Origin of the sequence: Enterobacter cloacae complex sp. P12RS (assembly GCF_014895875.1) — a bacterium.
GTDB classification, from domain to species: domain Bacteria; phylum Pseudomonadota; class Gammaproteobacteria; order Enterobacterales; family Enterobacteriaceae; genus Enterobacter; species Enterobacter bugandensis.
This window is the reverse complement of sequence record NZ_JADBQO010000007.1, coordinates 356,066-380,753: the sequence shown is the minus strand read 5'-3', so window position 1 is coordinate 380,753 and position 24,688 is coordinate 356,066. Positions and strand designations below refer to the sequence as shown.

Below are 24,688 nucleotides of genomic sequence, written 5' to 3'. Positions count from 1 at the left end.
TCAGTTCCCCTCCCCGGCGGCTATTTCATTGACAACGTCCAGCGCGCTGCGCACGCCGTCTTCATGAAAACCGTTGTACCAGTAAGCGCCGCAGAACCAGCTCCGGTGATGACCGTTGATCTCTCCACGGCGCGCCTGCGCACGCCAGCTTTGCGGGTTAAACAGCGGATGCTCATAGACAAAGCGTTGCAGGACGAAGCGTTCATCCACCGGCTCGTCCGGGTTCAGGGTGACGCAGAACAGTGGGCTGCCCGCAGGCAGACCCTGCAGAATGTTCATGTTGTAGGTGACGCAGGCGCTGGCCTGCTCCTGCGCGCTCAGGCGGTAGTTCCAGCTGGCCCAGGCGCGCTGCCGCACCGGCAGCCAGCGCGGATCGCTGTGCAAAACAACCTCGTTGCGCTGCCAGCCGATATCGCCCAGCACTTCGCGCTCCGCGGGCGTAGGATCATCAAGCATGGCCAGCGCCTGGGCGGAGTGGCAGGCAAATATCACCTGGTCGAAGGTGTGGCTGCCGTTTTCAAGCTGAAGCGTGACCCCGTGCGCGTGGCGGCTCACCCGCAGAACAGGCGCGTTCAGGTGCAGCGTCAGGCGGTCGCCCAGTTTTTTCAGCATGGCGCGGATATACTCCCGCGAGCCGCCCGGCACCACGTACCACTGCGGACGCTGGGTGATATCCAGCAGGCCGTGGTGATGAAAGAAGCGCAGGAAGAGCGGCAACGGGAAACGCTTCATCTCCTGCAGCGACGACGACCAGATCGCAGCCCCCATCGGCAGAATGTAGTGGCGCGCAAAAAACGGCGTGAAGCCGTGCTGGTCCAGAAACGTCTGCAGCGTTGCGTTCGGATCGACCTCCCCTTCAAGCGCCTGTTTCGCCAGGCGGTTAAAGCGGACGATGTCACCGAGCAGCCGCCAGAATGCCGGATTTACCAGGTTTCGGCGCTGGGCAAACAGCGACGTCAGCGTGTGTCCGTTGTACTCAAGCCCCGTCTCGGGGTTGTGTACTGAAAAGCTCATCTGCGTTTTTTGCCCGCTGATGCCGAGCTCGCTGAGCAGGCCCATAAAGCGCGGGTAGGTGCGGTCGTTGTAGACAATAAACCCGGTATCGATCGCGTATGTGCCCTGGGGCGTTGAGACGTCAACCGTCGCGGTATGGCCGCCGGGCGTGGTGCCCGCTTCAAACAGGGTTACCTGATGATGCCCTGCCAGCCGCCAGGCGCAGGTCAGCCCGGCGATGCCGCTGCCGATAATTGCAATGTTCATGAGCGCACCATCCTGCGCAGAAGCGTGCGCTGCAAAAACGCGGGCAGCCCGGAGAGCAGCCGCAAAATAAGGCCAAACCCGGCCGGAAACGCGATATGCATTTTGCCCTTCGCCAGCCCGGTACGGATCGCCTTGACCGCTTCGTCAACGCTCACCCTACCCGGCATGGCAAAATCGTTTTTGCGCGTCAGCGGGGTATCGACAAATCCCGGAGAGACGACCGTCACGGCAATCCCCTTTGGCTCCCAGTCCAGACGCAGACTGTCGGCAAACCAGCTCAGCGCCGCTTTGGACGCACCGTAGGCCTCTGCCCGCGGGAAGGGAAGCCAGTGGGCCATCGAGCTCACCAACACCACGCGGTTACCGGCAACCAGCTGCGGCTGCAGCGCGGCCAGGCAGTTCACTGGCCCGAGAAAATTGGTGGTCATGACCCGCTCCACCAGCGCCGCATCCACCACGCCGCCGTCGAGGTATTCGCAGGTACCGGCGCAGAGAATAACCAGATCGGCGTAAACGCTGCTGAGCGCCTTGCGACAGGCGTCCCTGTCTGTCATATCGAACGGGCGAACGGTGAGATTGGGACAGGTCTGATGTAGCGCTTCAAGCCGCGCCGGATCGCGCCCGCAGGCAATCACGTGGTAGCCGTCAGCGGCAAAGGACTTCGCCAGCCCCGCGCCGATGCCCGAGCTTGCGCCGGTAATCAGCACCGTCTTCATGATTTGACCCTCCGCTTCACGCCGCGTACCGCCCAGCCCAGCAGAGGGAGGTGTTCGTAGATCATCTCTCCCGCATCGTAGAAGTCCCGCTGACGCGTGATGAGATTGTTTTCGGTGTCCACAACCGAACATCCTGGCAGTTCAAGCGGCTCGCCTCCGGCAATGCGCGGATGCGACCAGTGCATTACCCAGGTGACAACAAACCGGTTCCCGCTGCAGAGCGGCGGATCGATGACAAAACGGCACTTCTCGACGTTTGCCAGCAGATGGGTGAAATAGCGCTGAAGCGCGAAAATACCGTTGTGCTCGCCGAACGGATCGATAAGGGTGGCATTCGAATGGTAAAGCCCGACCAGCGCGGTCGGCGGCTGGCTATCCAGTGCGGCGTAGTACTCAATAAACCGACTCACGACAGAGGGCAAAGTGCTCATGGGTCACATCCTGGCTGTAAACAACGTGGCGTAATCGCATAATTAAAACTTACACAATTAACGTTATTTGTCCAAGTTTGTGCAAATTTATTTTTTATTACCAATAAATATCAACAATTTGAAAACACAATCACTTGACGGTTTTGTAGGCCGGGTAAGATGTAGCCGCCACCCGGCTTTCACTTTCAGGTTATCCTTAAGGCAAATTCAGCCGTCATCTTCCAGGCTTATCCTTTTTATTCATAAGGATGCCTGACATGAAACGTTTCTTTCTCTCCCTTTTCTCAAGCCCGGAATCCTTACTGCAGGTGATGAGTCAGCAGGAAATTATTGAAGCCGTGGAAGATGGCGACCGCATCATTATCGACCAGGACGGGAACGCCTCGGTGAACTACAAGAGCAACGAGGTGCGGCAGGACTTTCTGCGTCACGTTAACGCGCTGAAGAGGGCCTGATATGGGAACGGCGATATTTATGGTGCTGATGGTCTGCGGGTACTGGTACACCAGCCGCGACCTGTCGACCCGCTTTAAAATTAAGCGTTCCTTTGGCTGGGACGTCTATTTTCTCGTCGCGCTTTACGGCTGTATTTTCGTTTTGCAGGGCGTAATCGCCACGGGATTGCTCTGGCTGCTGCTGTTCGCCCTTTCCGCCGCCAACAACGCTTTTCACTTTGCCTCACCGAAATACACCGACTGGCAAATCGACTTTATGAACTGGAGTTTTTTAGGCATTCAGGCGCCGGTGGTCGTAATGCTGGCGTTTGCCATTCTGTTTTGCCTCTACCGCTCTAACTGGGCAGGCAGCGCCAGGCTGGACGGCGAGAGCCGGAAAAAGCTCTACAAACGGCTTGCGCAGGCGAGCGGGATTGAACAACTGCTCTATCAGTGTATGGAGCAAGGCGAGCTGGCGCAGGTCACACTCCGGTCGCGGCGGATTTACGTCGGCATGATCCACACCGCGACGCTGGAATATGAAAAAACGGCCAATATCGTGCTGATCCCAATGTTGAGCGGGTACCGGGATGCGAAGACGATGAATCTGCGTATCGAGAATAATTACAGCAGGTGGTATGCGGAGCATGACATTACGCTCGACTCTGAACCCCGCAGCGCCATGTCATTCCGCAAGGTGATTTTGCTTAATCAGATTGAGAGCATCTCGCTGTTCGATCCTGCCAGCGCCAGCGCGCTGTCGCTGGCACAGCGGGACGAGAGCCAGACGTCCCCATAATTTTGAGTACGCTCTGCTGGGAAGCGTGCACGACGAAAGGCGAATGACACATCATTTACGGTGATGTTCACGGTTGCGCATTTTGATAAAGATCCCAGCGGTTGCCGTAAATATCTTCAAACACCACCACCGTACCGTACTCTTCCTCACGAGGTTCTTCGCAGAAATGAACGCCTTTTGCTTTCATGGCATGGTAATCGCGCCAAAAGTCATCCGTCTGAAGGAACAGGAAAACTCTGCCACCGCTTTGATTACCGATAAAACCTTCCTGCCTTTCGTTAGAGGCACGAGCCAGCAGGATATTGCAGTCGCTTTCCGGGTTGGGTGAGACGACGACCCAGCGTTTCCCCGGTTGGGGCGTATCCTCTACGAGGGTAAAACCCAGCCTGTCGGTGTAGTATTCAATGGCGCGATCGTAGTCATCAACCACGATAGCCACGCATCCCAGGCATCGTTTCTGCGTTCTCATATTTTTCGTTTCCTTTGCATAAATAGCTTACCGATTCGGTGAGTCGATATTCCAGCTACCGTAATACTTGCTCCACGCCGCTTGCGGCAGATTCAGGATTTATTTCTGACCGGTCAACGCCTCTAACCCACTTTTTAACACATTTATTACCGTCTCTGAATCCATGCCCATCTGTGCATGAATAATGGCGCCGTCAATAAGCAGCGTGATTTCATTGACGACGCGCTCATCAGCGATCTTCGTCAGCGACGCAATCATATTTTTAGTTTCGATTTTATGATCGCGGCATATCGCTTTTATTTCGTTTTCTATATCTTCGGATTTGGCTTCTGCGCTGGCATTAATAAACGCGCAGCCGTGGAACTCGGGCGAAATAAACCATTCATAAAGGGTTGCAGATATCGCATCAGAAGGTATTTCGCCTTCATCAAGATGTCGACGCAGCGTGGTCTCAAACCAGTTAATCCATATTTCATGTCGATAGTGCAGGTAGGCGAGAATCAGTAAACTTTTACTCGGAAAATGGCGATAAAACGTCACCTTGGTCACCTTCGCCTCTTTAATCAGCGTATCCACCCCCGTCGCCCTGAAGCCATTGGAATAAAAAAGATCGTGCGCCGTCAGTAATATTTTATCCCTGACGCTGATTTTTGCTTCGTTGCCTGCGTGCTCGGTTTTCACTTTTCGGTAGCCTCAAAACGGATGTTGACAGCGTTATTTTTCAGGCATAGATTAGCGCAAGTAGACAGACCTGTCTACTTCATCATACAGAGGTAATCGCCATGAACACACGCCCACCCTTACCGCCCTTCACCCGTGAAAGCGCGATCGAAAAGGTCAGACTGGCAGAAGATGGCTGGAACAGTCGGGATCCGGCGAAAGTCGCGCTGGCCTATTCGCTGGATACCCAGTGGCGCAACCGTGCGGAATTCGCCAATGGCCGTGAAGAAGCCCAGGCGTTTCTGGCGCGGAAATGGAAAAAAGAGCTCGACTATCGTCTGATTAAAGAGCTCTGGGCGTTTACGGATAACCGCATCGCCGTTCGCTATGCCTATGAATGGCATGATGATTCCGGCAACTGGTTCCGCTCGTACGGCAATGAAAACTGGGAGTTTGCACCGGACGGACTGATGAAGCGCCGTTTTGCCTGCGTTAACGATATGCCGATAAAAGAATCCGAGCGACTGTTCCACTGGCCGTTGGGTAGACGCCCGGACGATCATCCCTCATTGAGCGATCTGGGGTTATAGTTTTGTCACCAAAATCAGAGATAGCGCGCATTTCGGTGACCACCTCAGGACTACCTTATGAGCGGTTTTCAGGAGGAACAAAATATGAAAAAGCTTCTGATATGTTGTTTGTTCGGTAATACCGCAAACGCTCTTGCCAAAAAAATGCAGTCCCTGGCAGAACAAGAAGGCTATCCACTGATGATTAGCGCCGTTGGGCTGGATAACTTCGCCAGCGTCGCCCCCGCTTTCGACGGTTTTCTTATCGCGCCGCACATTCAGTACAAACTCGACGAGATACACGCAACGGTGGGCAATACACGTTCAATCGCTATCATTGAGAGTCTTCCCTACGCGTCTCTGGACGCGAAGAAGGTGTTGAATTTCGTAAAGGAGCAAATGCCTGAACTGGCTGCCTGACAGACAAGGCCGCATCGCTATTGCGGCCTCCTCGCCCCCGCAGACAGATAGATGCCATAGCGCGCGAAAAACAGTGATACACTTACCCCACCTGGTTGATCGTCCCGTCTGAACGGCTCACGACGAAAACGGATGTAACCAAAATACGAAATGGTCACTCGTTGTCAATCGTAGCTCGTCACGCTAAGCTTACATAATGACTAAAACTATGAACGCCCCATCAATACGTGGTCCACTTGACCATTCTGTCAGAGAGCAAATCGTCGAAGCGGCCTTTGAGCACTTCGGTCACTACGGCTATGAAAAAACCACCGTCGCCGAGCTGGCGAAATCTATCGGTTTTTCAAAATCCTACATTTATAAGTTCTTCGATTCCAAGCAGGCTATCGGCGAGGTGATCTGCGCTAACCGCCTGGAGCTGATCATGACGGCCGTGCTTTCCGCCATTGCGGATGCGCCGTCAGCCAGCGAAAAAATCCGCCGTCTCTTCAAAGCACTTACCGAGGCCGGAAGCGAGCTGTTTTTCCACGATCGCAAGCTCTACGACATCGCCGCCGTCGCGTCACGGGAGAAGTGGCCTTCGACGGAAAGGTATACCGAAAGCCTCCTGAAGCTGATTGAGAGCATCATTATCGAAGGCAGACAGGCTGGAGAGTTCGAAAGGAAGACGCCGCTGGATGAGGTCACCTGCGCCGTTTACATGGTGATGTGCCCTTACATTAACCCCGTTCAGCTGCAGTACAACCTTGAAACTGCCCCAACGGCAGCGGTACTCCTCTCCTCACTGATTTTAAGAAGCCTGGCCCCCTGATTAGTGACCATTGACTTTATTGGTCACTAATCACAGAATGCGGAAACTGTCCTGTTACTTCAAAAGGGTTTCCCATGCTCAGGCTCACTTCAGCCCGCCTTGCCATATGTCTTCTGCCGTTTGCCCTCGCGGCATGCGGCGATATTTCCGCGAGTGACGATCCGCGCACCAGGCCACCGCTTGTCAGATCCGCCTCCGTCGAGATGGCGAATCCAGCGGCTCGCACCTTTACGGGCGTGGTGGTGGCAAGAACGCAAAGCGACCTGGGCTTCAGGGTTCAGGGTAAAATCCTCGAACGTCTGGTGGATACCGGGCAGACTGTCAAACAGGGCCAGCCCTTACTGCGCCTGGATCCGGTTGACCTGAAATTACAGGCTCAGGCGCAGCAGCGCGCGGTGGATGCTGCCCAGGCGCGGGCGAGAAAAGCCACCAGCGATGAGGCGCGTTATCGCGGTCTGGTGGCATCCGGCGCGGTGTCCGCCGCGGAGTACGATCAGATTAAAGCGGCGGCCGATACGGCCAGGGCGGATCTCAGCGCCGCCCGGGCGCAGGCCAACGTGGCGCAAAACGCCACGGGCTATGCCGTCCTGCTGGCGGATTCAGACGGCGTGGTGATGGAGACGCTTGCCGAACCCGGTCAGGTGGTCAGCGCCGGGCAGGTGGCGATCCGCCTTGCCAGAGCGGGACAGCGCGAAGCGCTCGTGCAGCTTCCGGAGACGCTGCGCCCTGCCGTCGGCAGCGAAGCACGAGCCACGCTTTATGGCCGTGAACAACACCCGATCACCGCCACGTTGCGCCTGCTGTCTGACTCCGCGGATGCCACAACCCGGACGTATGAAGCACGCTACGTGCTGGCTGGCCAGCTGGCGAACGCGCCGCTGGGGGCGACCGTCACGCTCAGCCTTGAAGACCCGAAAGCGGAAGGTCAGGCCATGCAGGTCCCGCTGGCCTCACTCTATGATGCGGGTAAAGGGCCCGGCGTCTGGCGTATTTCCGCCCAGCCGGCAAAGGTCACATGGACGCCGGTTAAGGTGCTGAGCGTGGGAGAAGATGCGGTCCAGGTCACGGGCGGCGTGAAGCCCGGGGAGAAAATTGTTGCGTTAGGCGCCCATCTTCTGCACGAAGGTGAAGTTGTCAGGCTGGCAGAACAACGCCATGCCGCTCCGGCGGAGAACGCGCCATGAGCCAAAGTCGCTTCAACCTGTCCGCGCTGGCCGTCCGCGAGCGTTCCGTCACGCTGTTTCTGATCGTTCTGGTGACGATTGCCGGTATTTACGCTTTTTTTGGACTGGGACGCGCGGAAGATCCGCCCTTCACCGTGAAGCAGATGACGGCAATTGTCGTCTGGCCGGGCGCAACCGCGCAGGAGATCCAGGATCAGGTGGCCGAACCGCTGGAAAAGCGCCTGCAGGAACTCAAATGGTATGACCGTACGGAAACCTATACCCGCCCCGGCATGGCGTTTATCACCCTGTCACTGCAGGACAAAACCCCGCCTTCTGAGGTGCAGGAGGAGTTCTATCAGGCGCGTAAAAAGCTTGGGGATGAATCCCAGCGTCTCCCGGCGGGCGTCATCGGCCCGATGATCAATGACGAATTCTCGGATGTCACCTTTGCCCTCTTTGCTCTGAAAGCAAAAGGCGAACCGCAGCGGCAGCTGGTACGCGATGCCGAAGGTCTGCGCCAGCAGCTTCTGCACGTTCCAGGGGTCAAAAAAGTGAATATCATCGGTGAACAGGCCGAGCGGATTTATATCGCCTTCTCCCATGACCGTCTGGCGACGATGGGCCTCTCACCGCAGGATATTTTCAATGCCCTCAACGACCAGAATGCCCTGGCCGCGGCGGGCGCCATTGAGACCCGGGGCGCGCAGATTTTTATCCGCCTGGACGGCGCGTTCGATGAACTGCAGAAAATCCGCGATACGCCTTTAGTCGCTCAGGGCAAAACGCTCACGCTGTCGGATGTGGCAACGGTTGAACGAGGCTATGAAGATCCCCCGACGATGCTGATACGCAATCAGCATGAACCCGCCCTGCTGCTGGGTGTTGTCATGCGTGAGGGCTGGAATGGCCTGGCGCTGGGTAAAGCGCTGGATGCGGAGACGGCGAAAATCAATGATAGCCTGCCGCTTGGCATGACCCTGACCAAGGTCACCGACCAGTCCGTGAATATCCGCTCGTCGGTCGATGAGTTTATGATCAAATTCTTCGTCGCCCTGCTCGTGGTTATGGTGGTCTGTTTTATCAGCATGGGCTGGCGCGTGGGCGTGGTAGTCGCGGCGGCGGTCCCGCTGACGCTGGCGGTCGTCTTCGTGGTGATGGAGGCCGCGGGAATAAACTTTGACCGCGTCACGCTGGGCTCCCTGATCCTCGCCCTCGGCCTGCTGGTTGACGATGCCATTATCGCCATCGAAATGATGGTGGTGAAGATGGAGGAAGGTTACGACAGAATCAAAGCCTCAGCCTACGCCTGGAGCCACACCGCCGCGCCGATGCTGGCCGGTACCCTGGTGACGGCGATTGGCTTTATGCCGAATGGGTTTGCCCAGTCGACCGCCGGGGAATACACCAGCAATATGTTCTGGATTGTCGGCCTCGCCCTGATTGCCTCATGGTTTGTTGCGGTGGTGTTCACGCCGTATCTGGGGGTGAAGATCCTGCCGGCGATCCCCAAAGTGGAAGGCGGCCATGCCGCCATCTATAACACGCCTCGCTATAACCGTTTTCGCCAGCTGCTTGGCCGCGTTATCGCCAGAAAATGGCGTGTGGCCGGGTCCGTGGTCGCCATTTTCATTCTGGCCGTGCTCGGCATGGGGCTGGTAAAAAAACAGTTCTTCCCGACCTCCGATCGCCCGGAAGTGCTGGTTGAAGTACAGATGCCTTATGGTACCTCGATTGCGCAAACCAGCGCCGCTACTGCAAAAATAGAAGCGTGGCTGGGCAAGCAGCCAGAAGCCAAAATCGTCACGGCCTATATTGGTCAGGGCTCGCCCCGTTTCTATCTGGCAATGGCCCCCGAGCTGCCCGATCCCTCTTTTGCGAAAATCGTGATCCTGACGGACAGCGAGACGTCACGCGAGGCGCTCAAGTTCAGGCTCAGGGAGGCCGTCGCCAGCGGCCTTGCCCCCGAAGCCCGCGTGCGGGTGACGCAGCTGGTGTTTGGCCCCTACTCGCCTTTCCCGGTTGCCTGGCGCGTGTCAGGGCCGGATGTCAAACAGGTGCAGGACATCGCCGAACGGGTGAAAGCCGTGCTTCAGGCAAGCCCGATGATGCGAACCGTTAACACCGACTGGGGCTCGCGCGTTCCGGTGCTCCATTTCACTCTCGATCAGAACCGCCTGCAGGCGACCGGCTTAACTTCCAGCGCCGTTGCCGGGCAGCTTCAGTTCCTGCTCTCAGGCGTGCCTGTCACCTCCGTGCGGGAAGATATTCGATCGGTAGAGGTCGTTGCCCGCGCGGCGGGTGATATCCGCCTTGACCCGGCAAAAATCGAAGGATTTACCCTGGTCGGCAATGCGGGACAGCGCGTGCCACTGTCTCAAATTGGCAAGATAGAGGTCGGCATGGAAGACCCGGTCCTTCGCCGTCGCGATCGCACCCCCACGATTACCGTACGGGGCGATATCGCCGACAATCTTCAGCCGCCGGACGTGTCGGTCGCCATCATGAAGCAGCTCCAGCCGATCGTTGATACGCTGCCGGTCGGCTACCGCATTGACATGGCGGGGTCGATTGAGGAGTCGGGCAAAGCCACGCAGGCCATGTTACCGCTGTTCCCGATCATGATTGCCCTGACGCTGCTGATCATCATTTTGCAGGTGCGCTCACTCTCCGCGATGGTCATGGTGTTCTTAACCGCGCCGCTGGGGCTGATTGGCGTTGTGCCGACCCTGCTGATATTTAATCAGCCGTTTGGCATCAACGCTCTGGTCGGCCTGATCGCCCTTTCTGGCATTCTGATGCGCAATACGCTGATCCTGATCGGTCAAATCGATCATAACCAGAGGGACGGCCTCGATCCGTTCCAGGCGGTGGTCGAGGCGACGGTACAGCGAGCGCGGCCGGTCTTACTCACCGCCATGGCGGCCGTGCTGGCGTTCATTCCCCTGACGCATTCGGTATTCTGGGGCACGCTGGCCTGGACGCTGATCGGCGGCACGCTGGGCGGGACGATCATTACGCTCGTCTTCCTGCCTGCGATGTATGCGATCTGGTTCCAGATCCGCCCGGCTGAACAACGTGTGCAGCATGCCACGGAAAACGTGTAAACTACCATCAGTAGATAACTGACCTGAGGCAAGCATGGTTGTTAAGCGCTTAAGAAAAGAGGACCGCCGCGTGCAGCTGCTGGAGGTTGCGCGAGGGATCGTGCGTCAGCAAGGCACGGAGGCGTTGACCCTTGGCTATCTGGCAGAACGGGCCAACGTGACCAAGCCTATCCCCTACGACCACTTTGGCGATCGTGAGGGGCTGCTGATGGCACTGTATCAGGACTATAGCGATCGGCAGCTGGCGAAATTCCGCGAGACGCTGGCGGTAGACAGCAAAACGCTGGAGAAGACGATCCGCTTTTTCAGCGCGGCCTATATCGACTGTGCCATTGCCGCCGGGCCTGAAACCGGGCCAATCGCCGCGGCGCTGTCCGGTTCCCGGGCGCTGCAGACGTTTCGGGAAGCATGCGTGGCCGAATGCGCCGACTGCCTGCGCACCGCGCTTTCTCCTTTTATCGTCTTAAAAGGTGTTCAGGGAGAAGCGGTACTGACGGCCATCATTGGCGCGGCGGAGGCCCTCAGCACCTCGGCGGGCAACGGCGTGCTCGCCCGGAATGTGGCAGAAGATATGCTCTGCGGCGCCATGACCGGGGTGCTTGAGACCTACGCGAATAGCACAAAATGATCGCCGGGGGCGGATTGACACCTAAGTTACCAATAGTAATATAGGCATCACTTCTCCCCCATCTGGAGGTCGCTATGTCTGCAACCCATGCCATTAAAAACGCGCTGATCGTGACGGCACACCCGATCGACAATTCGTTATCCCATACGCTGGCAGCCCGTATTGCCGGGAAATTACGCGAGGAAGGTACGCAGATTGAGATCGCCGATCTGCATGCTGAAGGGTTTAATCCGGCGATGACCCGCGCCGATCTCGGTTTGTATCACGGCGATCCGAGCGCCCTCCCCGACGATATTCTGCGCGAGCAAAAGCGCGTCGAGCGCGCGGATATGCTGGTATTCGTCTTCCCGGTGTACTGGTGGTCGGTTCCCGCGCTGTTGAAAGGCTGGTTCGATCGCGTGTTAACCCTGAACTGGGCGTATAAGGTGGCCGACGACGGCCGGATTGTGGGCAACTTACGTGATGTTCCCGTCCGCCTGATTGCCACCGGCGGTAGCGATCTTACCGGGTTCGACAAACACGGCTATTCGACGGCGATTCAGACGCAGATAATCGAAGGGGTATTTGGCTTCTGCGGGTTGAAGAACGTTAAGCTCGAAATCCTTTACCAGGCAGACACGGCTACGCCTGAGCAGGTTGAGGAATTCCTGCAAAGACTCGGCGACATCCAGTAAACCATACGGTGCTGGCGCGCTTTTCTGCGCGCCGGGAACACTACAGGAAAATTACAGGGTAAAACGCCTATCACCCACCTGCGCCTGGGCGTACCATTTCATCAACTCTACAGTACCTGGCGCGTTCTCAGCAGGCGACCACGGGGCGGTATCGTGCTCAGGCACGGGCTGATACGCCCCGTGTTTTACCTCAAAAATGACGCCGCCTTTATCCAGCGACAGCACGGCATGCCAGGTTCCGGCATCCATCTCCAGGACTTTACACTCTTCGCCTAACACCACGCGCCGGGTCACGTTTCCGCTGTCGTCAAAATTCAGCACCAGAAAGCGGCCGCTCAGCGCCGTCAGCAGTTCAAACGTGTGCGGATGGCGATGGGGGCGGACATAGGTACCGGGTTCCATTGCAATGGCCAGGCGCTGCACCGGGTCGCTCAGGTCAGGGTGTAAATTACGGTGTGCGCGTAAGCGAGGAGAATGTGCGGCCTGCTCGCTTTGCTGTTGCAGGTCACTAAAAGTAATTTGTTTCATATAAGCCTTTGAGAATGTGGCGATTAACGGCAAGCCGATTGCTGCACGACGTTATACCATCCTGAAAAGCCGATAAGCTAAGGCATTTGTGAAACAAAACGCTGCCGTGAGAGGATCTGCAATGTTGGAGCCCAGAGCGCCACATTGAGTAAAACTCACATTAATGCCAACTATTTATCGTTTTTCAAACATAACCGCACTGAAATACCATCCATTTACCCCTGGTATACCGCTGTCAAAAACAGATAGCGACGTAAAAACAATAAATAATAATGTGCGGATATGGAGCACCTATGACACTCGATGTTTTATTCCATTTATTGAAAACCCTCTCACCAGAAAAAAGCACCGCTGATGAAAAAATACCTGCGCTAATCACCTTACTTTCCTCAGAAAGTCATCGTTCAGAAGCGCTTTCGCCATTTATACATCGACTGCACCTGCTCTCATTTGCCCAGAACGCTCCTGGCAATGCCGAGGAGCTACTCTCAGCACATATTACAAAAGACGACGGACTTTCCCCCCAGCCTGACTTCGCGGACTGGCCACGGGTGCGTTACGCCGAGTCCGGTGAAGTACAGACGCCGGAATCAGAAGAGTATTTTCGTAAAATGACCTCGGCTGCCAATGTGCTACGTTCTTCGCTGATCGACGAAGAGCGCGCAAAGGGGACGCCAGCGCTTTATATTCTGGATAAATTACTTAACCTGAATAGCGCACTGCCGGAAAAATATAAGAAGATGGCGAATATACCCTACGCGTAAACTTATTAAACAGGATAGTCCGTAAGGAATATCCTGTTTACTTTAAGACAGCCGATTTTCATTATACTCAAGACAGACGATATCCAGCGAAGGAACGACCGGCGAATTGAGGTTTAGCCAGGCCAGCAACCGTTCAATACTCTGTCCTCTGAGCGAATTTTTCGGCCAGACAAGATAGTATCCGTCCCCTGTTGCTATCGCCTCCCGGAAGGGCAGCGCGAGCAAGCCGCTTTTCAGCGCGTCGAGCGTGAGCCGGAGATCGGCCATCGCCACGCCGTGTCCGTGCATGGCCGCAAGGCTTCCCTGCTCCAGGGTGTCGAACACGATCCCGCCGCTCATGTCGAGGCCGGGGAATAAGCCCGTCCTTTTCAGCCAGCGCTTCCAGTCCCGTCGGTCCGGTGACGGATGAATAAGATCGCATTCTGGAAGCTGATGCCGGGCAGACTCCAGCAAAGACGGCGTACAAACCGGAATAAGCCATTCACTGAACAGTAGCCTGCTCTCCGTTGACTCGCCGAGATAGCCGTTACCGAGGAGGATCGCACAATCGTAGGGCTCGCGGCTGAAGTCAACGGTGTCGAAGTCCATCCAGACGCTGGCGATTTCGATTTTCGGCTTCGCATGATTCTCCCGAAAGGATTTAAGCACATTGAGAAGCCATCGCATCGTCAGTGTGCTGGGGGCCTTGAGGCGCAGAAGGTGGTTTTCACTTTTGAATGCGCGACAGGCCCACTCAATATTCGAGAAACTTTCGCTAAGCTGCCCGGCCAGAATACGCCCGGCGTCGCTGACCTCCACTCTCGGTCCCTGCCGTTTAAACAGCTCGCAGTCGAACCACATCTCAAGCGTGCGGACATGCCTGCTGACCGCCCCCGGCGTGATATTCAGGACTTCAGCCGCTTTGCTGAACGAGTTCAGCCGTGCGGCAACTTCGAACGCGCGCAGCGCATACAGTGGCGGTAAAGACATACGTTCCCTTTTTGGAAGGTGTAATCATACAGTTTTTGTATTATCGGCACACGATGACGTCAGCCAACATTTTTTATCGCCGAGGCGTCCTGCTGAGGCATGCCGATGATCCTGGCCTGGGTGGTGATGAAGATAGCTACTTTGCGATAATCTCTGTTCAGACTGACGGAAAAGAGGATGTTTAAAGTGCTGGCTTATATCACGATTGGGACAAATGACTTTCAGCGCGCCGTGAACTTTTATGACGCTATTTTTAACGTGCTGGGCTATACACGTCTGCCCGCCTGGACTGATAGCTGGGCAATGTGGGGAAACGAAAATCATCCGGATGACGAATTTAGCTTCTGCATTTGTCCTCCTTTTGACCAGCAATCCGCGACGGCGGGAAACGGGACAATGTTCGCTTTCAGAGCAGATAACGCGGACATTGTCAGACGCTTCCATGCAGCGGGCCTCCGTGCGGGTGGGAAAAATGAAGGCGTGCCCGGTACACGAACCGCCTACGGCCCCGACTTTTATGTTGCCTATCTGCGCGATCCTGACGGACATAAACTGGCGTGCGTTTGCCAGCATTATTCTCCTGATGCAGATAAGCTATCAGGCGAAGAAGAGTCACTTCAATAATAAAATTTTGCTGTAAGGACCGGTAGACACCCAGTCCTGCGGAGATCACTTCAGCTCCAGCGTGCTTATCACATGGGCAATATCCGCGATGTCGCCAGCTGACAATGGTTGCAGAGGGCGAGGCAGGCAATCCATGTCGGTAAGACCAAGCACGCCAGCAGCAGCGGCAATAACGCGAATACTGCCGCCATGTTTACGGAACAGCGACCACAATGGCTCAAGGCGGGTTGTCAGGGCTGTAACGCGTTGACGATCGTTTGCCGCCGCGGCTTCAGTGATTTGTTTCGCCATCTCAGGGAACAGACCGCCACACACGGAATACCACACTTCACAACCGGCGTTAAGTCCCAGTCCCGCATAAGCGTCGCCACTGATACCGATTGTTACGCCAGGTTGCAGATGTTGACGTAACGCCTTCACCCGCTCAGTTGCTGCAGCAGGGCTATTCGGGACGCCAGGGATCTTGACCGAGCGAACACCCTCAAGTGATGAGAGACGACCGTGGAGTTCATCCGTAAAGGTAAAATGCGTCGTGCCCGGATTATCATAGATACACACCGGTACAGACACGTGCCGGGTAACGGTCTCAAAGAGTGAGAAGACTTCTTCGTCACGGAGTGGCTGGTAGCTGACCGCCGGGAGTAACAGCGCATTTGCACCAGCGGCCTGTGCATCATCTGCCAGATGCAGAATGGCATCGGTACTGACCGCTCCCACACACACCATCACGGGGATGTTCCCTGCATGCTGTTTGGCCAGCGTTGCTACGCGCTTGCGCTGCTCCCGGGTCAGATAGGCGTAGCTTCCGGTTGACCCCAGGATGCCCATAGAATCAACCCGAGCGTCTGTAAGACGGGAAAGGATATGGCTGAAACCCTTTTCATCCACGCCGCTGGCTGTGACTGGGGTTAATGGAAATGCCGACAAGCCGGTAAACATACATGTTTCTCCTGAAGGATATTACTGCTGTTGTTCTTCGATGAGAGCAACGTCAAACCACAGACCGGGCATCATTTTTTCCAGGCCGTCGGTCAGCATTTTTCCGGCTTCGTGAAGCGTCTCCAGCGGCATCTGCGGGAGACTCTCCAGAATGAACCACATTTGCTGCGCTTCCACGCCTAAGCGGGTTCTGATCCCCTGTCGCCAGTTCCAGCGACGGCAGGTCACGCCGATATCATCACACCAGATAACCTCGCCTTGTGAAGGATACTCAACGGCGCTCTCTCCCTCTTTGACCGTATCAAAAGGTTCTGTTCCTTTTGCCACAGTCAGACGCGGCGCCCCCTGATAGGCAGAGAGATCCTCTCCACCAACCGGAACGGCATAGCGGAGACTGACGGCATTATAAAGATCAACGACAGGATCGAGCGCTGGCATCGTTCCGTCACGTAAGACGCGCTTGCGTAACGCATCCGCTGAGCAAGGGGTGCGTTTAGGTTTAGCCCCAAATTTTTGAAAAACGTCGGCCCATGCCGCCAGATGAGATTCCGCCCAGGCAGGCTCACCGGCCAGAACCGCCTCACAGGCTTCTCGCAGCGCCGTTTCTCCAGTGCCGGGATTAAGCACTGGCGCAGCTTTTACGCGGATACTGAGCGCCCGAAAACCGGGAGCAATACGATAAATTTCAGGAGAAATTGACGGAGATACTGTTAACACGTGATAATCCTGTAATGACCAATTTATTCCATGATAATGACCAATGACCAAAAAAGTCAATTTAATGACCGATGCAAATTCGATCGCCAGCTCCGTGAATGAAGCCGTATCGCAGCGAATTAAACTGTATCGTAAGCAAAAGAAAATCTCCCTTGATGAACTCTCGCGTCAGGCGGGTGTAAGTAAGGGAGCGTTGGTTGAGATAGAGGGATGCCGGGCGAATCCCAGCATTGCCCTGTTATGTCGCCTGGCTGCCGCGATGGGGGTTTCGGTGGCTGATTTTGTGGATGTCAGTGCCAAACCGACCGTGCATCTCATTGCTGAAGATGAGATCCCAGAATTGTGGCAAGGTGAAACAGGCGGGAGAGCGAGATTGCTCGCAGGGTCGGGTGGCCCTGATATGACCGAGCTCTGGATGTGGGAAATGCAGCCCGGGGAAAAGTTTGCGTCACCCGGCCACGCGGAAGGAACGCTTGAACTGTTTTATGTTCAGTCGGGCACGCTTACACTCGGCGTACAGGATCACGTGTATCGTGTAAAAACTGGTTGTTCGGCAACTGCCAGAACGGACGTTCCTCATTTCTATGAAAACCGGGAGAAGCACCCATTGGTATTCATCATGACAGTGCATGAGAAAGCGTCCTGAGTTGTAGCCCGGTATGCCAGCAGGGCTTGTCTCATTAAAGCAATTTACAATTTATTCACATAACTGCCTTTGTCTAATTGATTGGCGCAAAGTAAGGGGGTAACATCCACTCTTTCGGATAAAGAAAATGTCTGTTACTGATTCTCTCCTTGCCTTCTCTCTCGCTGCACTACTGCTCACCCTTACTCCGGGCCTGGATACGGCACTCATTCTACGAACGGCATGTGCTGAAGGTGGAAAGAAGGCTTTTCAGGCAGCTCTTGGAATTGATACTGGCTGTTTTATCTGGGGCGCACTTGTTGCGCTGGGACTGGGAGCGCTGCTGGCGGTGTCAGAGCTCGCTTATACCATGCTGAAAATTTGTGGTGCGACTTACCTTTGCTGGCTGGGTTTACAACTGCTGAGGCGGCCACGTTCATCTTTCAATCACGGCGATGGCGTTAATCCTTCAGCGGGGAACTGGTTTATAAAAGGAATGCTGGGAAATGTACTCAATCCTAAAATGGGTATTTTCTATGTCTCTTTTTTACCTCAATTCATACCTGCCGGGTATTCCCCTTTTGTATGGACTTTTATACTTGTCAGCATTCATGTCGCAATAGGGACAATGTGGTCAGTCACGCTCATTTTATCCACTCACTTTGCATCAGCCATACTGAAGAAAAGCAGTGTTGTCAGGGGAATGGACAGAGCTACAGGAGGATTGTTTTTGTGCTTTGCGGCTAAACTTGCACTCAGCACAAGATAACCTGATTAACGCTAACACAGCTCAGAACGTCCGCTGTGGTCACATAACTGACGTTATGAACGGTGCCCTGTGAAGCTTTTGAAATCAAGCCGATAATACGAAGGCGGCTGTCCCGTGACACGGCGGAACATCGTGGCGAAAGATGATGCATTGTCGTATCCGAGAGTGAGTGCCACTTCATTCACCGGTTTACCTGTTATCAGCAACGTCAGTGCACTGACGACACAGGCTCGCTGTCGCCATGCAGAAAATGACATGCCGGTTTGCCGTAAGAAAAGTCGACGAAAGGTACTGGCGCTCATAAACAGCGTACTGGCCCAGCGCTCAGCAGGATCATGGATTGAGGGGTTGAGTAAAAACGCCTGACAAAGAGCCAACAGAGCCGGATGTTGTGGCAGCGGAATATCGAATTCGCGAACCGGCATTTCCGCCAGTTCCAGTAACAGCAAATTTACCAGCGCACGATCGCGTGCGCTGTCATACATCAGCGGCAAATCCACGGCATCAAGCAACAACTGACGTAACAATGGCGATACGCTGATCACCTTACAGTGTTGATACTTAATCGATCCCGTCACGCATGTTGGTTCAATATATAAGCTACGCGTGGTCACGCCTACAAACCGGACAGCGTGAGGGGTTTCGGGTGGGATCCATACTGCATGTTGTGGGGGAACAACCCACTCTCCGTTACAGGTTGAGACGTACATGAGACCCGTTGCGCCATACAGCAGCTGCGCGCGGCGATGTTGGTGTTGTGGCAGTATAAATCCCTGCGCATAGTCATTGCCTAACGCCACCACTTCACGATCGAGCTTATCGACATCTTCAATTTTTACGTTGCGCACACCGGTCTCCGTCTGAACGATTTACAAAGGTAATTGAGCGCTGCGCAAATGGGAAGCAGGATGCTACCGGTATAAGCTGCTCGCTCATTTTCAGGTCGGGGATATTCTTTTGAACGATATCGCAATTATTGCACTGGCAGGCTTTACTACCGGTATCACCACGGTGCTCTTTGGTTTTGGGGGCGGTTTTGTCGTGGTGCCATTTGTTTATCAACTGATGCTGCGGCAGTCTGAGCTGGCAGGAAACGCCATGCATATCGCGGTTGCTACCTCAACGGCGGTGATGATATTTAACGCGGGCTGGGTCAGCTATCGAAACTGGCGCGCCGGCAAACTTTCAGCGCAGACATTGTTCCCATTATTATGGTTTATCGCCATCGGGGCTGTCGTGGGTTCCTGTCTGGCGGGAGTCTTCAGCGAGAATATTGTTCGCGCACTGTTCATTCTTTATATGTTGGTAACCATTGGCGATTGTTTGTTGCGCAAAGGTTTTTTTAGCTGCAGTTCCCCGCGTCGCTTGTCACTTTCTGTGGTAACGGGCGGCGGAGTGATCATCGGCATGATAGCCGCATTGCTGGGCGTGGGTGGCAGCGTGATGACAGTGCCATTATTACGGCGACACGGCTATGCGATGGGTGAATGTATTAGCGCTTCTAACCCGCTTTCTCTGCCTGTCGCGCTGTGTGGTGCCGTGACGTATGCGGTCATTGGTTGGCAAAATATTCCGGTGAACGGATTTCTCGGTTTTATCAGCCTGAAAATTTTAGGCCTGTTGGTACTGACGGGCTGGGCTGGAATAGTTTTTAGCCGTCGGGTTATACCTGCTTTACCTGACATATGGCACGCACGAATCTATGTAATACTGCTGTGCCTGGTGCTACTGGCGATGCTGCTCCAGTAAACTCATCCATCGCGGCGACTACTGGGCTACCTGTACCAACGTCCGCTCCTGGCACAGAGCGGACATAATGAATTTCGGCTATACCCGGCAAATGGATGGCTCTGGCGACAAAAACACTCACCTTCCCAGTGCCGCAACAATTGCCCCCTCCATTTTCTCTGGCGTCGTCATCGGTGCAAAACGCTTGAGCGGCTTTCCGTCGCGTCCGACCAGGAACTTGGTAAAGTTCCACTTGATCCGCCCACCCAGCACGCCAGGCAATTCGCTTTTCAGATAACGAAACATCGGATGTGCTTCAGCGCCATTGACCTCAACTTTCCCGAACATGGGAAAACTGACGCCGTAGTTAATGTAACAGGTCTTTGAGATTTCATCGGCGTCGCCGGGTTCCTGCTTACCGAACTGGTTGCAGGGGAAGCCCAGCACCACTAACCCTTGCTCGGCGTATTTCTTGTACAGCGCTTCGAGACCCGCATACTGGGGCGTAAAGCCGCACTGGCTGGCGGTATTGACGACCAAAACCACCTTCCCCGCATAGTCGGCCATTGAGATAAGACTGCCATCCAGGCGGGTGGCGGTTAGCTGATGAAAGCGTGTCATGCTGAAATCCTCAAAGCAGGCCGAAAAGCTGCTATGACCACCCACGCGGCGGCCTCCGTACAGAAAGTTTACATTCAAACAGGCTAAGTGTGATACATTCCCGCCGCGCCAATGACCACCACACTCGCTATCAGGTATGCAGAACATCACAAAAAAAATTCGCTGGCTTCTGCTTGCTATCCCATTACTCAGCGGTTGTGGCACGCTCTCGCAAATGTCCTCCCCGGAAGGTACCCAGGAACTCCTCACCCATGAATCGCTGGATGGCGACGTTGACAGCGTGGTGCGCCACTACATGGCGCAAAAGTCCGTTCCAGGAATGACGGTCGCGGTAATCCATAATCACGGCTCGCCTCAGTTTTACACCTGGGGCGTTACCGATGCGGTCAACCGCTACCCGGTCAGGCCCGATACCCTGTTTGCGCTCGGCTCGCTCAGCAAAGGGATCACGGCGGAAGTGGTGGCCTGTCTGGTGAGTGAGGGGCAACTGAACTGGAACGACAGCCTGGCGACATTGCTACCGCCGGGAACACCGCTAAGTAAGGATGCACAAAAAATCACCCTGCTGGAGCTGGTAACCCACACCTCCGGCCTTCCGCGCCAGAATATGGATGTTCCGATGCTCGGAAAATTCATCCGCTACTTAGGCACGGGTGATAATTTCTACGGTGAACTGGACAGCGATAATGTGCTGCGTTATCTGGCGAACTGGCGCGCGCCGAGAAATAAAACGCCGCAATACTCCAATACCGGCTACGCCCTGATTGGCTATATCCTGAAGCACAAAACCGGCGAAGATATTCAGAGTTTAGCCTCGCGCTATATTTTCCGTCCGCTGCATATGGCTAACAGCAGCTTTACGCCCCAGAAGCTCAAAGGATACCCCCAGCGGGCGCTTGGCCACGCGGGCGATCAACCAAAATTCATCCCGCGCGGGCAACTGACGCCAGACTGGCATTTTTCCAACAACATGGTGGCGGCGGCAAGCCTTTACAGTAACGCCGAAGATCTGGCGGCCTATGCCCGCTATCACGTCTCTACGACCCACAATCCCTTGCTGGACAGCGTCTTTGACGAAGTCAGAAATACCGATATTCAACGCCCCGACGGGGTGCAGGGCATTGCCTGGACCACCGACTTTATCGGTCTGGAAAAAATCACCTATCAGGTCGGCTATATCGGCGGCTACTCCAGCTTCATCGGCTATGACAAAGAGAAAGGCAATGCGGTGGTGGTGCTGCAAAATATCTTTAACTGGAGCAACTATATTGGCATCGCGCTACTGATGGATATGGCGAAAAAAGACGGCCTTACCGCTACATCGCCGACTTCGGCCTTAAGTTCTCGTCAAACGCCAGCCGTTTCCGGTCAGGCTCAGCCTCGCGCAGCGGCTCAACCTGGTGCATAGTTAGCTTGCAGCGCTCCACCAGCACTTGATACTCCCGCGTGCCCTGCCGCTTCCACGCCATCTCCTGCTCGCTCAGCTCGCGAATCGCTTTGGCCGGGCTGCCGATAATCAAGTGGTTGGCAGGCATCTCCGCTTTCGCCTTCACGAACGCCGCCGCGCCGACGATGCTGTTTTCACCAATCACTGCCCCGTCCATCACCACCGCGTTCATACCCACCAGCGCGTTGCGGCGGATGATACAGCCGTGCAGGATGGCGCTGTGGCCGATATGCCCCTCCTCCTCCACCACCGTGTCCTGCTCCGGGAAACCGTGCATCACGCAATTATCCTGAATGTTCGCGCCATCTTTCACCACGATACGGCCAAAATCACCGCGCAGGCTGGCATTCGGACCAACATAAACGCCTTTACCCAGAATTACGTCGCCAATCAGCACCGCCGTTGGGTGAACATAGCTCTCGTCAGGTACCACCGGCGTCAGACCGTCAATTTGATAAACTGGCATCTTCACTCCTTATGCGCTTGTAAGACCACCAAAGCGTTGATAATAGAGCGTGCCGGGCACGGGCAGTTCGCCCACGGAGGTTTCGCCCTTCTCGCTGACAAACGCCAGCGCCCCCGGCGCGACACGCTGATAGATATTAATGCAGAGCTGTCGGGCGCTTTGCCCCGCCCAGTGCGCGGGCAGTAGCTCCTCCGGCAACAGTGGGTCTTTCAGCACCACGCGGCGATAAAAGTGAATCAGCAGCAGCTGGATCTGGAAGCAGCGCTCCGGCGTCAGCTCCTCCGGCGCGGCCTCCTTCAGCAGCGGCAGTAGCGGGCGGAACGAGTTGATAAACGACTCGTACATCGCGTTTTGCTCGGTTAACTGCCAGCACTCTTCCACCCGCGAACGCAGCGCGGCGCGGGAGAGCGCCAGCGGCGAGTGGGCTTCGAAGAAGATCACGTTTTCCGCCACGCCGGCATCGTGAAGCAGGGACTGCACGTCCGCCAGATGCTGGGACGGCGAGGCCATCAGGCTCGGTGCCAGCGTGCCAAATCCTTGCCAGATGAGCTGTTTTTTCACATCCGCGAGCGTAGTTTTATCCAGCCCTTCGGAAAGCAGCAGCAGCCATTTGCCGTCCCAGGCGGGCAGCTCTGCGCGATAGATCTTATTCTCCGCGCGACGCGTCAGCCGCAGCCCCTTATCGCTCAGGCGGTAAAAGCTGCGTCGCCCGATGCGGGAGACGTCCAGCCAGCCCTCTTTGTTGAGGCGAAACAGCGCGGTGCGCACGAAGCGCTCGCCAAATCCCATGCCTTCCAGTAAAGCGGCCAGGCTGCCGAGCCAAATCTCGCCGCCGCGGTGGGAAAGTGCGTCACCGTATAACGAGGAGATAAGCGACGTTCCGCTGACGGGAACCGAGCTGACCGCGTGCTGGATAAAGGCGTCGAGTTTATTCATGTGATTCATTCTGTTGTTATTTTTGGCCTGGATGAATCATAGCATAAGCCCCTCACCCTGGCCCTCTCCCTAAAGGGGAGAGGGTCAGGTGTTTTAACCGTTCGCCGCCGCTTTACGCAGATCAAACACCCGGCAGGCTTTCCCCTCCGAGCGCGGGATGCTGCCGCAGTTCACAATCATCACGTCGGTGGAAATCCCGACCATCGACTTTATGCGGTGGCGCAGCTGGTGGCACACCTGGCAACGCTGCTCGTGCGTCAGCGTTAAGCTGCTCTCTTTCAGCTCCACCTTCACGGAAAGTGAATCAAGATGCCCACGCCGGTTCACCTCCAGCTGATAGTGCGGAGAAAGGTGTTCGAACTTCACGATCTCCTCTTCCAGCTGCGACGGGAAAACGTTGACGCCGCGGATGATCAGCATATCGTCGCTGCGGCCGCTGATCCGGTCCATGCGCCGCATGCTGCGCGCGGTTGCCGGCAGCAGACGCGTCAGGTCGCGGGTGCGGTAGCGGATCACCGGCAGCGCCTCTTTGGTCAGCGTGGTGAACAGCAGTTCGCCCTGCTGGCCGTCATCCAGCGGCGTGCCGTCGTTCGGGTTGACGATCTCCGGGTAGAAATGATCTTCCCAGATGGTTGGGCCGTCGGCGGTTTCGATACACTCCATCGCCACGCCCGGCCCCATCACCTCGGAGAGGCCATAAATATCCAGCGCCGTAATGCCTAAGCGTTTTTCGATTTCGCGACGCATGGCCTGCGTCCACGGCTCCGCGCCGAAAACGCCAACGCGCAGTGAGCAGGTGCTGGCGTCGCCGCCCATCTGGCGCTCCAGCTCCTCAATCAGGTTGAGACAGTAGGATGGCGTCACCATAATCATGTCCGGCTGGAAATCACGGATCAGCTGCGCCTGTTTCTCTGTCTGGCCGCCGGACATCGGGATCACCGTCGCCCCCAAACGCTCGGCGCCGTAGTGCGCGCCCAGCCCGCCGGTAAACAGGCCATAGCCATAGGCCACGTGAATTTTGTCCTTCGCGCTGCCGCCCGCCGCGCGCAGGGAGCGCGCCACCAGGTTGGCCCAGTTGTCGATGTCGCCCTGCGTGTAGCCGACAACCGTCGGTTTGCCGGTGGTGCCGGATGACGCGTGAATGCGCACCACCTGCTCCATCGGCACGGCAAAGGTATCAAACGGGTAGTTGTCCCGCAGGTCCTGCTTGGTGGTGCACGGGAATTTGCGAATATCCGCCAGCTCGTTGAAATCGTCAGGGTGAACGCCCGCAGCGTCAAACTTGCGTTTGTACATCGGCACGTTGTTATAGGCGTGGTGCAGCGTCCATTTCAGACGCGCGGTCTGCAGCGCCTGCAGTTCGTCAAGGGAGGCCGTTTCAATCGGATCAAGCTTTGTTGTATTTGTCATTGTA

29 protein-coding genes are annotated in these 24,688 nt (G+C 55.8%); 15 read left to right on the top strand and 14 right to left on the bottom strand.

The annotated features are described in order from the left end of the window. Genes IM284_RS04805 through IM284_RS04795 form a run of 3 tightly spaced genes read right to left on the bottom strand, consistent with a single transcriptional unit; the run spans position 1 to position 2,407 of the window. Positions 1-1,260: an NAD(P)/FAD-dependent oxidoreductase gene (locus IM284_RS04805; RefSeq protein ID WP_047368496.1), complete on the bottom strand. Its 1,260-nt coding sequence runs from the start codon at positions 1,258-1,260 to the stop codon at positions 1-3. Continuing rightward, positions 1,257-1,976, bottom strand: a complete 720-nt coding sequence (locus IM284_RS04800; protein ID WP_047368495.1) for an SDR family NAD(P)-dependent oxidoreductase — start codon at positions 1,974-1,976, stop codon at positions 1,257-1,259. The genes IM284_RS04805 and IM284_RS04800 overlap by 4 nt, the downstream gene beginning before the upstream one ends. Next, the gene (locus IM284_RS04795) at positions 1,973-2,407 is read right to left on the bottom strand and encodes a nuclear transport factor 2 family protein (RefSeq protein WP_041910128.1); all 435 of its coding nucleotides are present in this window, start codon (positions 2,405-2,407) and stop codon (positions 1,973-1,975) included. Before IM284_RS04795 ends, IM284_RS04800 begins: the two co-directional genes overlap by 4 nt. A 257-nt stretch (positions 2,408-2,664) precedes the next feature. On the opposite strand from IM284_RS04795, the gene IM284_RS04790 reads away from it, so the two are divergent. Then, on the top strand, positions 2,665-2,862 hold the full coding sequence (locus tag IM284_RS04790; protein WP_008502331.1) for a hypothetical protein: 198 nt from the start codon (positions 2,665-2,667) through the stop codon (positions 2,860-2,862). Between the two features lies 1 nt (position 2,863). Beyond that, the gene (locus IM284_RS04785) at positions 2,864-3,640 is read left to right on the top strand and encodes a hypothetical protein (protein ID WP_045261405.1); all 777 of its coding nucleotides are present in this window, start codon (positions 2,864-2,866) and stop codon (positions 3,638-3,640) included. A 67-nt stretch (positions 3,641-3,707) separates the two neighbouring features. Here the strand turns inward: IM284_RS04785 and IM284_RS04780 are convergent, their stop codons facing one another. Next, a complete protein-coding gene (locus IM284_RS04780) occupies positions 3,708-4,109 on the bottom strand; it encodes a VOC family protein (RefSeq protein WP_028013054.1) in 402 nt (133 codons plus the stop codon). A gap of 99 nt (positions 4,110-4,208) precedes the next feature. Beyond that, positions 4,209-4,790, bottom strand: a complete 582-nt coding sequence (locus IM284_RS04775) for a TetR/AcrR family transcriptional regulator (protein ID WP_047368494.1) — start codon at positions 4,788-4,790, stop codon at positions 4,209-4,211. A 101-nt stretch (positions 4,791-4,891) separates the two neighbouring features. On the opposite strand from IM284_RS04775, the gene IM284_RS04770 reads away from it, so the two are divergent. The 7 genes from IM284_RS04770 to IM284_RS04740 all read left to right on the top strand — a co-directional run bounded on the left by IM284_RS04770 (position 4,892) and on the right by IM284_RS04740 (position 12,141). Next, on the top strand, positions 4,892-5,359 hold the full coding sequence (locus tag IM284_RS04770) for a nuclear transport factor 2 family protein (protein WP_047368493.1): 468 nt from the start codon (positions 4,892-4,894) through the stop codon (positions 5,357-5,359). An 84-nt stretch (positions 5,360-5,443) separates the two neighbouring features. Beyond that, the gene (locus IM284_RS04765) at positions 5,444-5,758 is read left to right on the top strand and encodes a PTS sugar transporter subunit IIB (protein WP_047365488.1); all 315 of its coding nucleotides are present in this window, start codon (positions 5,444-5,446) and stop codon (positions 5,756-5,758) included. Between the two features lie 196 nt (positions 5,759-5,954). Further along, positions 5,955-6,569: a TetR/AcrR family transcriptional regulator gene (locus IM284_RS04760; protein WP_047368492.1), complete on the top strand. Its 615-nt coding sequence runs from the start codon at positions 5,955-5,957 to the stop codon at positions 6,567-6,569. A gap of 74 nt (positions 6,570-6,643) precedes the next feature. After that, positions 6,644-7,753, top strand: coding sequence for an efflux RND transporter periplasmic adaptor subunit (locus IM284_RS04755; RefSeq protein WP_047368491.1), 1,110 nt, complete (start codon positions 6,644-6,646; stop codon positions 7,751-7,753). Next, the gene (locus IM284_RS04750; RefSeq protein WP_047368490.1) at positions 7,750-10,839 is read left to right on the top strand and encodes an efflux RND transporter permease subunit; all 3,090 of its coding nucleotides are present in this window, start codon (positions 7,750-7,752) and stop codon (positions 10,837-10,839) included. The genes IM284_RS04755 and IM284_RS04750 overlap by 4 nt, the downstream gene beginning before the upstream one ends. A gap of 34 nt (positions 10,840-10,873) precedes the next feature. Beyond that, positions 10,874-11,467 (top strand): TetR/AcrR family transcriptional regulator, encoded by a 594-nt coding sequence (locus tag IM284_RS04745; RefSeq protein ID WP_028013051.1) that lies wholly within the window; start codon positions 10,874-10,876, stop codon positions 11,465-11,467. A 74-nt stretch (positions 11,468-11,541) separates the two neighbouring features. Continuing rightward, positions 11,542-12,141 carry an NAD(P)H-dependent oxidoreductase gene (locus IM284_RS04740; protein ID WP_047368489.1) on the top strand — a complete coding sequence of 200 codons (600 nt, stop codon included), beginning with the start codon at positions 11,542-11,544 and terminating at the stop codon, positions 12,139-12,141. 51 nt (positions 12,142-12,192) lie between these two features. On the opposite strand, the gene IM284_RS04735 is transcribed toward IM284_RS04740, so the two are convergent. Continuing rightward, the gene (locus tag IM284_RS04735; protein ID WP_028013049.1) at positions 12,193-12,669 is read right to left on the bottom strand and encodes a WbuC family cupin fold metalloprotein; all 477 of its coding nucleotides are present in this window, start codon (positions 12,667-12,669) and stop codon (positions 12,193-12,195) included. 293 nt (positions 12,670-12,962) lie between these two features. Between IM284_RS04735 and IM284_RS04730 the strand changes: the two genes are divergently transcribed. Continuing rightward, the gene (locus tag IM284_RS04730; RefSeq protein WP_047368488.1) at positions 12,963-13,433 is read left to right on the top strand and encodes a hypothetical protein; all 471 of its coding nucleotides are present in this window, start codon (positions 12,963-12,965) and stop codon (positions 13,431-13,433) included. Positions 13,434-13,475: 42 nt separating this feature from the next. Here IM284_RS04730 and IM284_RS04725 read toward each other — a convergent pair whose 3' ends face one another. Next, positions 13,476-14,402 carry a LysR substrate-binding domain-containing protein gene (locus IM284_RS04725; protein ID WP_193055737.1) on the bottom strand — a complete coding sequence of 309 codons (927 nt, stop codon included), beginning with the start codon at positions 14,400-14,402 and terminating at the stop codon, positions 13,476-13,478. Between the two features lie 186 nt (positions 14,403-14,588). Between IM284_RS04725 and IM284_RS04720 the strand changes: the two genes are divergently transcribed. Then, complete coding sequence (locus IM284_RS04720; protein ID WP_052954328.1) at positions 14,589-15,026, top strand: VOC family protein; 438 nt, start codon at positions 14,589-14,591, stop codon at positions 15,024-15,026. 45 nt (positions 15,027-15,071) lie between these two features. On the opposite strand, the gene IM284_RS04715 is transcribed toward IM284_RS04720, so the two are convergent. Beyond that, positions 15,072-15,965, bottom strand: a complete 894-nt coding sequence (locus IM284_RS04715; RefSeq protein WP_047368485.1) for a dihydrodipicolinate synthase family protein — start codon at positions 15,963-15,965, stop codon at positions 15,072-15,074. Between the two features lie 21 nt (positions 15,966-15,986). After that, on the bottom strand, positions 15,987-16,682 hold the full coding sequence (locus tag IM284_RS04710; RefSeq protein ID WP_028013044.1) for a B3/4 domain-containing protein: 696 nt from the start codon (positions 16,680-16,682) through the stop codon (positions 15,987-15,989). A 43-nt stretch (positions 16,683-16,725) separates the two neighbouring features. Here IM284_RS04710 and IM284_RS04705 point away from each other — a divergent pair, with 43 nt between their 5' ends. Together IM284_RS04705 and IM284_RS04700 are read left to right on the top strand one after the other, a co-directional pair. Continuing rightward, positions 16,726-17,328 (top strand): XRE family transcriptional regulator, encoded by a 603-nt coding sequence (locus IM284_RS04705; RefSeq protein ID WP_047368484.1) that lies wholly within the window; start codon positions 16,726-16,728, stop codon positions 17,326-17,328. Between the two features lie 127 nt (positions 17,329-17,455). After that, positions 17,456-18,076 carry a LysE family translocator gene (locus tag IM284_RS04700; RefSeq protein WP_047368483.1) on the top strand — a complete coding sequence of 207 codons (621 nt, stop codon included), beginning with the start codon at positions 17,456-17,458 and terminating at the stop codon, positions 18,074-18,076. 53 nt (positions 18,077-18,129) lie between these two features. Here IM284_RS04700 and IM284_RS04695 read toward each other — a convergent pair whose 3' ends face one another. After that, positions 18,130-18,924, bottom strand: coding sequence for a helix-turn-helix domain-containing protein (locus tag IM284_RS04695; protein WP_047368482.1), 795 nt, complete (start codon positions 18,922-18,924; stop codon positions 18,130-18,132). A 109-nt stretch (positions 18,925-19,033) separates the two neighbouring features. Between IM284_RS04695 and IM284_RS04690 the strand changes: the two genes are divergently transcribed. Beyond that, on the top strand, positions 19,034-19,825 hold the full coding sequence (locus IM284_RS04690) for a sulfite exporter TauE/SafE family protein (RefSeq protein WP_047368481.1): 792 nt from the start codon (positions 19,034-19,036) through the stop codon (positions 19,823-19,825). A gap of 117 nt (positions 19,826-19,942) precedes the next feature. Here the strand turns inward: IM284_RS04690 and IM284_RS04685 are convergent, their stop codons facing one another. Next, positions 19,943-20,425 (bottom strand): glutathione peroxidase, encoded by a 483-nt coding sequence (locus IM284_RS04685; protein WP_028013039.1) that lies wholly within the window; start codon positions 20,423-20,425, stop codon positions 19,943-19,945. 136 nt (positions 20,426-20,561) lie between these two features. Here IM284_RS04685 and IM284_RS04680 point away from each other — a divergent pair, with 136 nt between their 5' ends. Continuing rightward, positions 20,562-21,833 carry a serine hydrolase gene (locus IM284_RS04680; protein WP_047368480.1) on the top strand — a complete coding sequence of 424 codons (1,272 nt, stop codon included), beginning with the start codon at positions 20,562-20,564 and terminating at the stop codon, positions 21,831-21,833. Here IM284_RS04680 and paaY read toward each other — a convergent pair. The 3 genes from paaY to paaK form a co-directional block, all read right to left on the bottom strand. Beyond that, entirely contained in the window at positions 21,742-22,338 is a 597-nt protein-coding gene (gene paaY, locus IM284_RS04675; protein WP_028013037.1) for a phenylacetic acid degradation protein PaaY, read from the bottom strand. The genes IM284_RS04680 and paaY overlap by 92 nt on opposite strands. A 9-nt stretch (positions 22,339-22,347) precedes the next feature. Further along, on the bottom strand, positions 22,348-23,283 hold the full coding sequence (paaX, locus tag IM284_RS04670) for a phenylacetic acid degradation operon negative regulatory protein PaaX (RefSeq protein WP_021241337.1): 936 nt from the start codon (positions 23,281-23,283) through the stop codon (positions 22,348-22,350). An 84-nt stretch (positions 23,284-23,367) separates the two neighbouring features. Further along, complete coding sequence (gene paaK / locus IM284_RS04665; protein ID WP_045261420.1) at positions 23,368-24,684, bottom strand: phenylacetate--CoA ligase PaaK; 1,317 nt, start codon at positions 24,682-24,684, stop codon at positions 23,368-23,370. Positions 24,685-24,688: the final 4 nt, after the last annotated feature.